The 13,755-nt window shown below is 36.3% G+C and carries 14 protein-coding genes; 9 read left to right on the forward strand and 5 right to left on the reverse strand.

Translation table 11 applies throughout. The annotated features are described in order from the left end of the window. Nucleotides 1–5: 5 nt before the first annotated feature. Nucleotides 6–1,145, forward strand: a complete 1,140-nt coding sequence (locus tag AAGF08_RS12170) for an acyl-CoA dehydrogenase (protein ID WP_343511454.1) — start codon at nucleotides 6–8, stop codon at nucleotides 1,143–1,145. Between the two features lie 140 nt (nucleotides 1,146–1,285). After that, nucleotides 1,286–2,212 (forward strand): AraC family transcriptional regulator, encoded by a 927-nt coding sequence (locus AAGF08_RS12175; protein ID WP_343511455.1) that lies wholly within the window; start codon nucleotides 1,286–1,288, stop codon nucleotides 2,210–2,212. Here AAGF08_RS12175 and AAGF08_RS12180 read toward each other — a convergent pair. The 4 genes from AAGF08_RS12180 to AAGF08_RS12195 are packed head-to-tail and all read right to left on the reverse strand — an operon-like array spanning nucleotide 2,198 to nucleotide 4,323. Next, nucleotides 2,198–2,980 (reverse strand): geranylgeranylglyceryl/heptaprenylglyceryl phosphate synthase, encoded by a 783-nt coding sequence (locus AAGF08_RS12180; protein ID WP_343511456.1) that lies wholly within the window; start codon nucleotides 2,978–2,980, stop codon nucleotides 2,198–2,200. The genes AAGF08_RS12175 and AAGF08_RS12180 overlap by 15 nt on opposite strands. Further along, nucleotides 2,952–3,341 carry a hypothetical protein gene (locus AAGF08_RS12185; protein ID WP_343511457.1) on the reverse strand — a complete coding sequence of 130 codons (390 nt, stop codon included), beginning with the start codon at nucleotides 3,339–3,341 and terminating at the stop codon, nucleotides 2,952–2,954. The genes AAGF08_RS12180 and AAGF08_RS12185 overlap by 29 nt, the downstream gene beginning before the upstream one ends. After that, nucleotides 3,325–3,696 (reverse strand): phage holin family protein, encoded by a 372-nt coding sequence (locus AAGF08_RS12190; RefSeq protein WP_343511459.1) that lies wholly within the window; start codon nucleotides 3,694–3,696, stop codon nucleotides 3,325–3,327. The genes AAGF08_RS12185 and AAGF08_RS12190 overlap by 17 nt, the downstream gene beginning before the upstream one ends. Nucleotides 3,697–3,756: 60 nt before the next feature. After that, complete coding sequence (locus AAGF08_RS12195; RefSeq protein WP_343511460.1) at nucleotides 3,757–4,323, reverse strand: YkgJ family cysteine cluster protein; 567 nt, start codon at nucleotides 4,321–4,323, stop codon at nucleotides 3,757–3,759. 194 nt (nucleotides 4,324–4,517) lie between these two features. Here AAGF08_RS12195 and AAGF08_RS12200 point away from each other — a divergent pair, with 194 nt between their 5' ends. The 7 genes from AAGF08_RS12200 (at nucleotide 4,518) to AAGF08_RS12230 (ending at nucleotide 13,288) form a co-directional block, all read left to right on the forward strand. Next, a complete protein-coding gene (locus AAGF08_RS12200) occupies nucleotides 4,518–5,249 on the forward strand; it encodes a TIGR00730 family Rossman fold protein (RefSeq protein ID WP_343511461.1) in 732 nt (243 codons plus the stop codon). After that, nucleotides 5,249–6,190 carry a lytic transglycosylase domain-containing protein gene (locus AAGF08_RS12205; protein WP_343511462.1) on the forward strand — a complete coding sequence of 314 codons (942 nt, stop codon included), beginning with the start codon at nucleotides 5,249–5,251 and terminating at the stop codon, nucleotides 6,188–6,190. The genes AAGF08_RS12200 and AAGF08_RS12205 overlap by 1 nt, the downstream gene beginning before the upstream one ends. Before the next feature lie 65 nt (nucleotides 6,191–6,255). Beyond that, nucleotides 6,256–7,533, forward strand: coding sequence for a Xaa-Pro peptidase family protein (locus tag AAGF08_RS12210; RefSeq protein WP_343511463.1), 1,278 nt, complete (start codon nucleotides 6,256–6,258; stop codon nucleotides 7,531–7,533). Between the two features lie 152 nt (nucleotides 7,534–7,685). Continuing rightward, nucleotides 7,686–10,517 carry an excinuclease ABC subunit UvrA gene (uvrA, locus tag AAGF08_RS12215; RefSeq protein ID WP_343511464.1) on the forward strand — a complete coding sequence of 944 codons (2,832 nt, stop codon included), beginning with the start codon at nucleotides 7,686–7,688 and terminating at the stop codon, nucleotides 10,515–10,517. Between the two features lie 80 nt (nucleotides 10,518–10,597). After that, entirely contained in the window at nucleotides 10,598–11,650 is a 1,053-nt protein-coding gene (locus tag AAGF08_RS12220; protein ID WP_343511465.1) for a histidine kinase, read from the forward strand. Between the two features lie 17 nt (nucleotides 11,651–11,667). Then, nucleotides 11,668–12,402: a response regulator gene (locus AAGF08_RS12225; protein ID WP_343511466.1), complete on the forward strand. Its 735-nt coding sequence runs from the start codon at nucleotides 11,668–11,670 to the stop codon at nucleotides 12,400–12,402. A gap of 133 nt (nucleotides 12,403–12,535) precedes the next feature. Continuing rightward, the gene (locus AAGF08_RS12230; protein WP_343511467.1) at nucleotides 12,536–13,288 is read left to right on the forward strand and encodes a response regulator; all 753 of its coding nucleotides are present in this window, start codon (nucleotides 12,536–12,538) and stop codon (nucleotides 13,286–13,288) included. A 79-nt stretch (nucleotides 13,289–13,367) separates the two neighbouring features. Here the strand turns inward: AAGF08_RS12230 and AAGF08_RS12235 are convergent, their stop codons facing one another. Then, nucleotides 13,368–13,613 (reverse strand): hypothetical protein, encoded by a 246-nt coding sequence (locus AAGF08_RS12235; RefSeq protein WP_343511468.1) that lies wholly within the window; start codon nucleotides 13,611–13,613, stop codon nucleotides 13,368–13,370. Between the last annotated feature and the right edge of the window lie 142 nt (nucleotides 13,614–13,755).

A 13,755-nucleotide genomic window follows, 5' to 3' on the forward strand; every position in this document is an offset into this window, starting at 1 on the left:
TTGTTATGGATTTTCAATTAACAGAAGAACATTTAGCAGTTAGAGAAGCTGCCAGAGATTTTGCCCAAAATGAGCTTTTACCTGGTGTTATAGACCGAGATACAAACGCTATTTTCCCTAAGGATCAAGTAAAAAAGATGGGAGAATTGGGATTTATGGGAATGATGGTAAACCCAAAATACAATGGAGGTGGAATGGATACTTTATCCTATGTAATTGCCATGGAAGAGCTTTCCAAAATTGATGCCTCTGCTTCTGTAGCTATGTCGGTAAACAATTCCCTGGTTTGCTGGGGTCTTGAAAAATATGGAACTGAAGAGCAAAAAGAAAAATACCTTAAGCCTCTTGCTGGAGGAGAAGTACTCGGTGCTTTTTGCCTTTCTGAACCTGAGGCTGGATCTGACGCTACCTCACAAAGAACTGAAGCTATTTTAGATGGCGACCATTATATTTTGAATGGCACCAAAAACTGGATTACAAATGGTTCATCAGCAAGTTTTTATTTAGTTATTGCCCAAACTCATCCAGAGTTAGGACATAAAGGAATCTCAGTTTTTATAGTTGAGAAAAATTGGGAAGGATTTGTGGTTGGAAAAAAAGAAGATAAATTAGGAATTCGAGGTTCTGATACACATTCTTTAATGTTTACGGATGTGAAAGTTCCAGTTGAAAACAGAATTGGGGAGGAAGGTTTTGGGTTCACATTCGCGATGGAAACTCTAAATGGAGGCAGGATTGGGATTGCCGCTCAAGCCTTAGGAATTGCAGCCGGAGCCTATGAATTAGCATTGTCGTATTCAAAGGAAAGAAAAGCTTTTGGTAAACCGATTAGTAAGCATCAGGCAATTCAATTTAAATTAGCTGATATGGCCACTCAAATTGAAGCGGCTCGACTTTTAGTATACAAGGCTGCATGGTTAAAAGATAATGGAGAAGATTATGCACAAGCCTCAGCGATTGCAAAACTTTATGCTTCTCAAGTTGCAATGGATGTAACAGTAGAGGCTATTCAAGTACACGGAGGATACGGTTATGTAAAAGAATACCATGTAGAGCGTCTTATGAGAGATGCTAAAATAACCCAGATCTATGAGGGTACTTCTGAAATACAAAAAATCGTAATATCCAGAAGTATATTAAGATAATCCATTTTTCCTGACAATTTTGAGGGTATAATTACAACTAATTATCCCCTTTTTTTATTTTTTTACACCTTTTATCAAATATTTAAGTGATTATGTAAGAAAAATCATATTTTTGAATTCTGGTTTTTTACTAAAAAATAATGGAATATTACAACAAGGTCATTGAATCAATAAATGTTCGCTTCTTAAGAGGAAATAACTATCGTGTAGAAAAGCCTGTGACAATTGTCAATTACGAAGAAACTGACAATACACTTGTATTACTGCACCATGGCACACTTAAATTTGGAGAGGACCAAGAGTTGGTTAATGAGGGAGAGGTCCTTTTCTTACCAGGAGGACAAAAAACTCCACTTACTATCGGAGGGAGTGCCAAGAAAATCGAGATTGATCTCGATCAGTTTACTGAATCGAAAAAGAAACATCTTCAAAGTTTAAGTTTTAGAGAAATCAAGAATACCGAAGATGATTGTATTTCAATGGTAAGTTTTGAATCAAAAGTCTTTGACGTTGTAAACTTCTTTAATTCATTAGATATTCCTCCTTTTATCATCCGGTTTAATGATAGATTAGCTACCATTATTGAGGACTTGATGAAAGAAATGGAGCAAACTCATGTAGGAAGAGAAAGAGCGCTCAAAGCACAAACTGAAATATTGGTCATTGAACTACTTCGCCACATTCTAAAAAACAGACTATTCCTCGAGGAACTTTCAACCAACTCTACCTACTTTAAAGATCCAAGGCTAATTGATTTGTTCAATTATATTAAGACAAATCTTGGTGGAGATCTTTCCAATAAAATTCTGGCAAAAGTGGCGAATGTTTCCGAAGACTATGTAGGCCAATATTTTAAAATGCTTACAGGAATTAATCCTCAAGACTACATCGAATATCAAAGAATGGAAGCTGCGGTCGAACTTCTAAGGACTACCAAAAAATCTATTAGAGACATCGGCAAGGAAGTAGGTTATAAAGACACCGCCTATTTCTGTAGAAGATTCAAAATGATGTATGGTGTGCCAGCAGGAAAAATGAGAAGGAGAGAATCCTTAATTAACGTTTAAACATAAATTATAAGTTGCTTTAAATTCTAAGACCTCGGCCAAAAATCCGGGGTCTTTTTCTATAGAATTCCCCAAAACAACTAGATCTGCACCTGCCTGGTAAGCATCTTTCATTTTTTCTGTGCTATTAATTCCGCCTCCGATAATTAAAGGGCAAGGGATTTTATTTTTTACTGATTTAATAACTTCTTTAGATACAGGACTTTTTGACCCACTTCCTGCATCGATAAAAACATATTTCATCCCCAAATAATAACCCGCTAAAGCAGTATCTCTAACAAATTGTGGATTTCTATTTGGAATAGGTAAGGTTTGACTAATCGAATTTACGCTGGTTATTTCCCCGTCATTGACCAAAAGATATGCAGTAGGTAGAACTTCCATTCCCATACTCGCTATTTTAGGTGCAGCTGCTACTTGTTGACCGATTAGATATTCCGGATTTCTCCCAGAGATTAAGGATAAAAATAAAATGGCATCAGCACCTGAGGTAACTTGAATATGGGATCCAGGAAAAATGACTACAGGAACATTGCCTGCAATTTGCTTGACAAACTTTACAACATCATGAAAATTACTATCACTGAACTGACTTCCTCCTATAAAAATTAAATCCAAATCAGAATTTTTCACCCAATCATATTGTGAAATGAATGAGTTCTCTATTGGACATTTCTCAGGGTCAATCAACCAAGCAACGCCTTTTTTTCTAGACTTATGAAGTGCTTTTAAAATACTTCTAACCCTGTTCACTTTTTGATTCTGCATCTTCGGCGTCTTCATTACTAAATAAACTAGGAAGATACTTTTCCTTAGCATATGCCAAAACTAAGATCAAAAGCCGTTGACTAAGCGTCGGCCAAAAACCTCTCGAATTTGAATGATTTCTAAGTTTATTTTCTATTTCTTCATTTAACAGACCTTCTCTTTCCAATACCTCAAGTGCTTTTTCTGTACTACGATTTTTCTTTCTTTTATTAATTTTCAAAATAGCTAATGCAATGAGTCCTCCAGCGATTGCTATCCCACCAATTTTAATCCAATCTCCAGAATCTGTCTTTAAAAGCTCAAGCTGTTTTGCTAAAGTCTGTTCTAATTCTTCAGCCTTGTTTTCAAGTTCCTTTTTCATCTTCTTTCGCTTTATTTTTTCGCGCGTTAAAAATAAAAACTTTTAATCCGTTCTGAACACTATTCTGGATGGATTTAGAATATCGGGTATAATACATAAAGACAAGTAGCGCAAGATAAATCAACCCTACTAACAAGAAACCCATGTAAGGTGAATTGGTATATTGGCTCAGAAAGAACGCCAAAGAGAAACTGAAGAAAAGCAAAACGAGTAAACACATTGCACTCATAAAAAAGAGCAAGAGAACTCTCGAAATAATTCCCAGAAATTCATCTTGAATTTCTAGTTTTAACAGGTCTATTTTAGTCTCGACGATTCCTTTTATTGTTTGGACTATTTCTCCAATTTTTAGCATAGGTTAAAATTAGTTTCAAATTCTAACCACAATATACTCGAAATCGAAAGAGCAAAAAAATTAGACTCCTTCCTCTATGCCCTCCTCATAAAATTTAAATCTCAGAACAAGTTCTAGAGAAAATGCAATTGCTTTGTTTATGGGCATTTGTTGAGTAAGTGAATTGTCTATCTCCTCCAATAGCATATAGAATTTCGAAGCGTTTGGAATAGGAAGATCTTCATTTATTCTTTTAGTTGCTTCCTGAAAGATCTCATTTTTTCCTTCTTTTAGATTTTTACAGATGATAATGTCTTTCATCCCATATTTGTTCTTTCGGGCAGATGCTGCAAAAAGCCTACAAATCATTCCTCTGAAATTATAATTTGTGCAATAGCCTGATTTTTTATCGATTGAGTTTGCCCGGTAAACGATACAGTTACTATTTTCCTCATCTGTCTCAAGAAGAATAAGTATAGATTCGGCGATCCCTTTATAATAAAAATCAAAAGCAAGTGGCAAGAATTCTAAAGGAGATGCAGGTATTTGCGGGTTGGCACAACAAGCTCCACAACCTGAAATACATCCCAAACCACTCTCGGAAGTAAATTGCTTAGCTTCCTCCTCCAGCTCTTTGAAAACATTCATTACAACTAGAGATTTTTCTTCGAGATTCACCGATATGTCTAAATAGACCGCGAAGCTACACAAAGTATGAACATAAAATTCTATTGTTGAAATTTATTTTTTCTTTGATTATCAAGTGTTTATCTTTTTTATTCTGGGAATAATTTATTAGTGGCTGTCCATTTTTAACCAGAGATCGTTTTCTTTAATAAATAATGAGTGATATGGATACAAAAGACGATAAAATTCAAGAAGAGAGAATTAGGCAAGCCTTTAAAGAACGGGACTGGAATGAGATAAAAAGTTCGGACTCTTGGGTGATTTTTAAAGTAATGTCTGAATTTGTTGAAGGATTTGAAAAACTGGCTAAAATAGGTCCATGCGTTTCTGTTTTTGGATCTGCTAGAACACCTAGAGATCATTCACATTACAAAATGGCTGAGGAAATAGCCGCCAAACTAGTAAGACATGGATACGGTGTAATTACTGGAGGTGGACCGGGAATTATGGAGGCAGGTAATAAAGGTGCTCATTCCGAAGGTGGTAAATCAGTGGGCCTCAATATCGTTTTACCCTTTGAGCAGTTTAACAATATCTATATTGACCGGGATAAACTGCTGACTTTTGACTACTTCTTCGTCAGAAAAGTGATGTTTATTAAATATTCACAAGGCTTTGTGGTACTACCAGGGGGATTCGGTACTATGGATGAATTTTTTGAAGCTTTGACCTTAATCCAGACGAATAAGATAGGAAGGTTTCCTATTGTATTGGTAGGGAAAAAATACTGGACTGGGCTATTAGATTGGATTAAAAATACAATTCTGGAAAATAACTATATAAATGAGGAGGATCTAGAATTATTTAGCATCGTGGAAGATGCCACAGAAGCGGTAAAAGTAATAGATGAATTTTATAGTAAATATCTTCTTAGTCCAAATTTCTAATGAGTAAATACAATCTACTTACGCTTTATTTCTTACTTTTTGTCAGTATTGGAATGGCCTCTTATGCTATTTTTAAAACTCCCAATTCCATCAATCCTATTTCAAATTCTATTGCTGGAGTGGGAATGTTGGAATCAATGCCTAGACCTTCCAGGGATTCATTAATGTTATTTGATCTCCCAGCTGAACTGTCTTTTGCAGGAGAAAAAGTCCCCCTTGAAATACCGGATGTAAAAGAAAGGCTTGAGCGCGAAATCTACGTCAATGCATATTGGCAGTCCAACATGATCCTTTTAATGAAAAGGTCCTCCAAGTTTATTCCTAAAATTGAAACTATACTTAAAGAGAATGGTGTACCAGATGATTTTAAATATCTGGCAATGGCAGAATCAGGGCTAATGAATGTCGCTTCTCCAGCTGGGGCAAGAGGGTTTTGGCAATTCATGGAATCTACCGGCAAAGAATATGGATTGGAAATATCAAAAGATGTAGATGAGCGGTATCACCTAGAAAAAGCAACTATTGCCGCTTCCAAATATTTAAAGAAAGCCCATAATAAATTTGGAGATTGGACATCTGTAGCTGCCAGTTATAATATGGGGCAATCTGGTTTTGCAAGGAGACAGTCAGAACAACTCCAAACTGATTATTATGATCTCCACCTCAATGATGAAACAAGCAGATATATGTTTCGAATCTTAGCATTCAAGGTGATTTTTGAAAACCCGGGAGCATTTGGATTCCATCTAAGGGAGTCAGATTATTATAATGAACCTGAAATGAAATCGATCCATGTTACCTCAGATATTAAGAATTTAGCAAATTGGGCAAAGGAACAAGGAAGCACCTACAAAGAATTAAAATTATATAATCCTTGGTTAAGAGATAAAGATTTAAATGTCAGAAGAGGTAGAAGTTATGACCTTATTCTTCCAAAATAGATAGCTTGTCTTTTTTTAAGTTTCCATTTTAGAATCTAATTGAAACAACCACCTACCTTAAAAAAATGAAAAGAAGGAAGTTCATGAATGTAACTTTAATGGGTGCGGGAGCATCCATTATAGGTAGCACAGCCGCATGTGATTCGACGCAGAATCCACAGCAAAGTCTACTTCCAGTTGATCAATTCAGTTCAAGAACAGCAGATGTTCAGTATATAACGGTTGATGAAAGGAAGTCTCGAGTTGCAAAAGCTCAAGAATTGATGAATCAAATCGGGATGAAAGCTATTCTTTTGGATGCTGGAACTTCATTAGACTACTATACGGGAATACGTTGGGGTGGAAGTGAACGCCCGATGATTGCGATTATTCCGGCAAATGGAGAGGTAAGCTATGTCTGCCCTGGTTTTGAAGAAGATCGTTTAAATGAGCTTATTAAAATAGGGGATCGAGTCTATCCTTGGCAAGAAGATGAAAGTCCTTATCTAGTAATCAAGAAAGCATTAGAAGATTCTGGGGTAAATAGTGGCAATATTGGAATAGAGGAACGCGTTCGTTTTTTTATAGTGGATGGACTTAGGAAAGTTGCTCCTAATCTAGAACTTACAAGCGCTGATCCAATTACTATTCCTTGCAGAATTATCAAATCACCGGCGGAAATAGCTTTGATGCAGCGTGCCACTGAAATCACAATTGAGGCAATAAAATTTGGATTAACATTTTTAAAAGAAGGAGGAAGTCCTTCAGATTTTTCATCGGCTGTGGCACAAGCACATCAAAAAATGGGAGCAAGACATGCATTTGCCCTGGCTAATTTTGGTGAAGCCTCAGCGTTCCCCCATGGAAGCATTAAACCACAAATACTAAGAAAAGGCGATATCGTTTTGGTCGATTGTGGATGTGAAGTTGGAGGATATAATTCGGATATAAGCAGAACCATTGTTTTTGGTGCGGAACCAACAGTAAGACAAATAGAAATCTGGAATTTGGAGAAAGAAGCTCAGGCAGCCGGATTTGAAGCGGCCAAAATAGGTGCTCCTTTAGGAGATGTCGATGCAGCCGCTAGGAAAGTTATCACAGATGCAGGCTTCGGACCTGGGTATAATTTGCCCGGCTTACCTCACAGAACGGGTCATGGAATAGGAATGGATGGGCATGAATGGGGAAATGCTGTGAAAGGAAACAAAAGGATTATTGAGCCTGGCATGTGCTTTAGCATTGAACCTAATATTTCTATTGTAGGGGAATTCGGCATAAGACATGAAGATTGTGTTTTTATGACCGAATCAGGCCCAAAGTGGTTTTCAAAACCAAGCCCTTCTATCACACAGCCTTTTGAGTAAATCCGCCTTTTTAGGCACATATAAAAAATCTTTCGGGCGTATTCTGTCTGAATTCAAACTATGTATTCATAAACTAGGTTACAATTTAGAATTCGGCTACCGCTTACCCTCTAAATTTCATACCTTTGCCGATTGAATTTGCCAATCAATTTATGAGTCAAACTACTTCTAATCAGGAAGAATTTATAGAAATTTTTGGTGCTCGAGAGCACAATTTGAAAAATCTGGACCTAAAAATACCACGCAATAAGTTGGTGGTAGTAACTGGACTGAGTGGTAGCGGAAAAAGTTCTTTGGCTTTTGATACCATTTATGCTGAAGGTCAAAGACGCTACATGGAATCATTTTCTGCTTATGCCAGATCATTTTTAGGTGGATTGGAAAGGCCGGATGTAGATAAAATAAATGGTCTTTCTCCGGTAATTGCCATAGAACAAAAGACCACATCAAAAAATCCAAGATCAACTGTAGGAACAGTTACTGAAATCTATGATTTTATGCGATTGCTATATGCAAGAGCAGGTGAGGCTTTTTCTTATCTCACAGGAAAAAGAATGATCAGGCAAACGGAGGATCAGATCATTGAACAACTTTTCTCAAAATTTGAAAACAAAAAATTATACATCCTTGCTCCAGTTGTAAAAGGTAGAAAAGGCCATTATCGAGAGCTTTTTGAGCAAATCAGAAAAATGGGATTTTCCAAAGTGAGAGTGGACGGGGTAGTTATGGAGATGGTTCCTAAAATGCAGGTGGACCGATATAAAATCCATGATATAGAAATAGTAGTTGATCGAATTGTAGCAGAAGAATCAGATCGGTTTAGAATCACTCAATCTCTGAAGTCTGCTTTGCAGCACGGAAAAGGGGTGATTATGATCCGGGATGAGGAAGGAGAGATTCACCATTTTTCAAAATACCTCATGGATCCTGAGACAGGGCTTTCCTATGATGAACCTGCACCAAATAACTTTTCTTTCAACAGTCCCTATGGCGCTTGCCCTACTTGCAACGGTTTGGGAATTATTGAAGAAATCACAAGAGAAAATATTATTCCGGATCCTAACTTGAGCATTACGCGAGGCGGAATAGCTCCTCTAGGAGAATATCGTGACATCTGGATTTTCAAAAAGATTGAAGCTATTCTCAAGCATTATAAATGCTCGATGAGTACGCCCATAAAAAATCTTCCAGAGGAAGTAGTGGAAATTTTGCTCAATGGAGACAAAATGGAAGTGGCGGTAGATTCAGTAAAATACCCTGGTACTAAGTGGCATACGACCTTCGAAGGAATTCTCAATTTTCTACAAAAATACCAAGAAGGAGGGTCGGATAAGATCCAGCAATGGGTGAGTGAATTTACTACCACTCAAGTCTGCCCTGACTGTGAAGGTTATCGCTTAAAAAAGGAATCCCTAAACTTTAAAATTGACAATAAACACATCGGGCAACTTGCTGTGATGGATATATCTGGTCTAGGAGAATGGTTTGATAATTTAGAAGATAGACTGACTGAAAAACAAAACATTATTGCCAGTGAGGTTTTAAAAGAAATTCGAAAGCGTATTGGTTTTCTTCTTGACATTGGGTTGGATTACTTATCGCTCAATAGGCCTCTTCGGACACTTTCTGGAGGGGAGGCTCAGAGGATTAGACTAGCAACACAAATTGGGACCCAACTTGTAGGAGTGCTTTATATACTTGATGAACCTAGTATCGGGCTTCATCAAAGAGATAATGTCAAATTGATTAAAGCTTTACAAAATCTTCGTGATCTCGGAAATTCTGTCCTCGTTGTAGAACATGATAAAGACATGATGCTTGAATCCGACTTCGTGCTGGATATGGGACCTGGGGCAGGAAGGCATGGGGGGCATATTGTGGCTGCAGGCAATCCAAAGGAGGTATTAAAAACATCGGGAACTACCGCAAAATATCTCCTTAGGGAACTTGGTTTGCCAATTCCAAAAGTAAGACGAGATGGAAAAGGTAAATCTTTAATCCTTAAAGGTGCTAGTGGAAATAACCTAAAAAACATAGACCTGAAACTGCCACTAGGCACTATGATTTGTGTCACTGGAGTTTCAGGAAGTGGTAAAAGTACGCTTATCCATGAAACGCTATTCCCCCTACTGAGCAGAGAGTTTTATAGATCCAAAAAAGAGCCGATGGCTTTCAAAAGTATAGATGGGCTAAAAGAACTCGATAAAGTTATTGAGGTAGATCAATCTCCTATCGGTAGGACTCCAAGGTCTAATCCAGCAACTTATACAGGAGTATTTTCGGATATCAGAACCTTGTTTACAGAACTACCGGAGGCAAAAATTAGAGGTTATAAACCTGGGCGCTTTTCTTTCAACGTCAAAGGCGGGCGATGCGAAGATTGCGAAGGGGCAGGAATGAAATTGATAGAAATGGATTTTCTTCCTGATGTTCATATTCCATGTGAAACCTGCAAAGGAAAACGTTACAATCGAGAAACTTTGGAGGTAAGATTCAAAGGAAAATCCATTTCAGATGTTTTGGATATGACCGTAGAGCAAGCTGTAGAGTTTTTTGAAAATCAACCTAAAATCCTTCGGAAAATTACGACCCTAAATGATGTAGGACTCGGCTATATTACCCTAGGACAACATGCAACGACCCTTTCAGGTGGAGAGGCCCAGCGGGTAAAACTTGCGACAGAACTTTCCAAAAAAGACACTGGTAAAACTTTTTACATTTTGGATGAACCTACCACCGGTTTACATTTCCAGGATATTGATTTACTGATGTTAGTTTTGAATCGATTGGTGGATAAGGGGAATACTGTGTTGATTATTGAGCACAACATGGATGTTATTAAAATGGCAGATTATATTATTGATCTTGGTCCAGAAGGCGGAAATAAAGGTGGAAATATTGTGGTAGAAGGAACACCTGAGCAAGTTTCAAAAAACCAAAAAAGTCATACTGCTAAATTCCTACGATTAGAATTAAACCAGTGATCTCAATTAAAATCAAGCCTTTACTCCATTTATCACAATAAAAGAAATCAATCTTCTGTGATTTCTATCTTTGGCAGGGAATGAATAGATTCAGATTATATTGGATTTTACAAGTTTTTGGTTGGGGGCTGTTTGCCTTTGTAAATATTTTCTTTGCCAATTTATCTAAAGGAATCACTCCCGTTCAAATCTGGGCTTTCGTAGTACTAGCAGCCTTTTATTTAATCTCGACTCATTTTTTAAGATTTATAATTAAATCATATCATTGGTTTAAACTTGAAATTTCCCAGTTATTACTCCAGGCCTTATTGGCATTACTTGCATTAAGCCTAATAAACACCATTGCTCAAGTATTCATTAATCTGGCTTTTGGTACTTTAAATCCCGCCGAAGACTTTCAGTTTCTTGTTATTTCTGTAAATCTATTTTTGAGCTTCTTATTTTATGCAATATGGTTTTTGTCGTATTTTTTATTCCACTTTTTGGATAATTATAACACCTCGCTAAAGTATGAGGCTAAAATCAATGAAATCAGATTAAATCACCTAAAAAGTCAACTCAATCCACACTTTATTTTTAACGCATTAAACAGTGTAAGGGCTCTCGTCGACGAAGATCCGATGAAAGCAAAAACTGCAATTACCAGAGTTTCAAACATTCTGCGGTTTTCATTAATGATGGATAAAAAGCAAGTAATTGAATTTGAAGATGAATTAAATACAGTTAAGGATTACTTAGCACTTGAAACTATTAGATTTGAAGAACGATTAGAGGTATCGTATATTATTGAAGACGAATCTTACAGCTATAAAATACCGCCAATGATGCTTCAAACTATAGTTGAGAATGCGATCAAACATGGCATATCCAATTTAGTCAAAGGGGGAGTAATTGAAATTAAATGTCGTGAGGGAGTTGACGATGACCTTTATATTCAGGTAAAAAATAGTGGTAGACTTCATTCCACTCCGACTTTAAAAGCGAAAGGGGAAGGAGGGCATGGCCTTAGCAACACCCTTCAGAGGTTAAAACTCATTTATGGAAATAAAGGTACATTACGTATCTTTAACTCGGGAAGTCAATATGTAATCACTGAAATTAAAATCCCAAAACATAGGGTTAATTTAAAATAACAAAATCAAAATATATAATGCGAGCAATTGTAATAGATGATGAAAGACTAGCTCGAAAGGAGCTAATCACCCTTTTAAATCAATTGGAAAGTGTAGAAGTAGTCGGTGAAGCTGTTAATGTTGACGATGCCAAGGAAAAAATCGATCAGCTTAACCCTGATGTAATTTTTCTAGACATCCAAATGCCCGAAAAAACCGGTTTTGAATTATTGGAAGAATTAGATCAAGTTCCTCATGTAATCTTCACTACAGCCTACGATGAATATGCCCTAAAAGCTTTTCAAGTAAATGCTTTGGATTATTTATTAAAGCCTATTGAGCCAAAAAGATTGGAGGAAGCTATCAATAAGCTTTCTTTAAAAATAGATGCCAGTTCCAAAAAAGAAGAGTTTAACTATTCAGCGAATCAGAAAAAACTAACTCTAGAAGATCAGGTCTTCGTAAAAGATGGGGATAGATGTTGGTTTGTGCGACTTTCTAATGTGCGGCTGTTTGAATCAGATGGAAACTACATCAAAGTTTATTTTGACAATTTTAAACCGATGATCCATAAGTCACTCAATGCTTTAGATGAAAGATTGGATGAAAAATCATTTTTTAGAGCGAGCAGGAAGCACATCATTAATTTAGGATGGGTAGAAGGAATAGAGCCTTGGTTCAATGGAGGGTTAGTAGTAACACTTAAGGGCGGAGATAGAATTGAAGTAAGCAGAAGACAAGCTGCAAGATTTAAAGAAATGATGAGTCTTTAATCGGTGATCTTTTAACCAAGAACAAAATATTAATATTACTTTTCAAAATTTAATTCTGCATTTAAGTAAAATAAATGTTTTTAATTTTTAAATTAACTCAAATTAATCTTAACCGAATATCTCAAAGCATCTAATGAAAGAAGAGCGGATTTTAATAGTAGAAGATGAATTAAGTATTGCGGAGAATATCCAAGAAATACTGGAACTTCTCGGATATGTAAACATTGATATAGCCAATTCGGCAAATCAATGTATCAAGGTCATCAAAAAATATAGACCTGATTTGATATTTATGGATATCAAGTTGAAAGGTGATAAAGATGGAATCGAACTTGGGGAGATCGTAAAACAAATGGTTGACGCCCCTTTAGTTTATGTTACATCTTACAGTGATCCAACTATAATTGAAAGAGCTAAAAGGATTAACCCAGCTGGTTTTATCGTAAAGCCATTTAATACAAATGATATCCATGCGATCGTTGAGATTGTACTCTACAACAAAAGAACGAAGCCAAGTACGGAAACAGCTGCAGTTTCAGGAAATGAAAGTCCTTATTTAGTTACGGATGCGGTTTTTATAAAAGCAGACAATGCCTTTGAAAGGGTTCCTTATAATGACATTTACTATGTTGAAGCAAATGGAAATATGGTTAAAATATTTTCTAAAAAAAGAGAGTTTAGCATTCGTAAATCAATGAAAGAAATCGAGGATATTTTACCTTCTCAATATTTTCTTCGAGTGCAAAAATCTTACATTGTTCACTTAGGTCAGATTGAATTCTTCAACACCAAAGAAATTACGTTAAAACAAGGTGCCGTAGTGCAAGTTGGAAGACAGTATTATAATAGTTTCCTATCTAAGCTAAACACAATTACAGAAAGTTAATAAACAAAAGAGGTGAGCAAAACTCACCTCTTTTGATAACCAAACAATCAACCAAATTAACCCTTACGAGTAATTTTCTTTAAGATTCTACAGGCCTGAATACTAGATTTTCTTCTAATATCTCAGGCTTTAATGTTTCATGAGAAATGTGGTAAACATCACTCCTTTGTCCGATAGTATTTGTTGGTTTAGTATTTTCAAATCGGGCAGTATGTATATCTGTGTATGAGCTTGCTTCTGTTTTCGCTTTCCAAACTATGGTGAAAGCCATTAGTAAGCCAAGTGCAGCACAAATGTTTTTTTGGGATAAATATGAAGCTATCATGGCAGTAATAAGTTGGTTTAAATTCGATGTTTACTATATGCCAAAAAACGACCCAATTTTTCAAAATACTGATTTACAGGTATTTATGTGAGTATGCGAAAAATAGGATGTACAAAAGTGAACACTTCTCTGTCGGGTTCGA

Source organism: Algoriphagus sp. SE2 (assembly GCF_039563885.1).
Classification (GTDB): domain Bacteria; phylum Bacteroidota; class Bacteroidia; order Cytophagales; family Cyclobacteriaceae; genus Algoriphagus.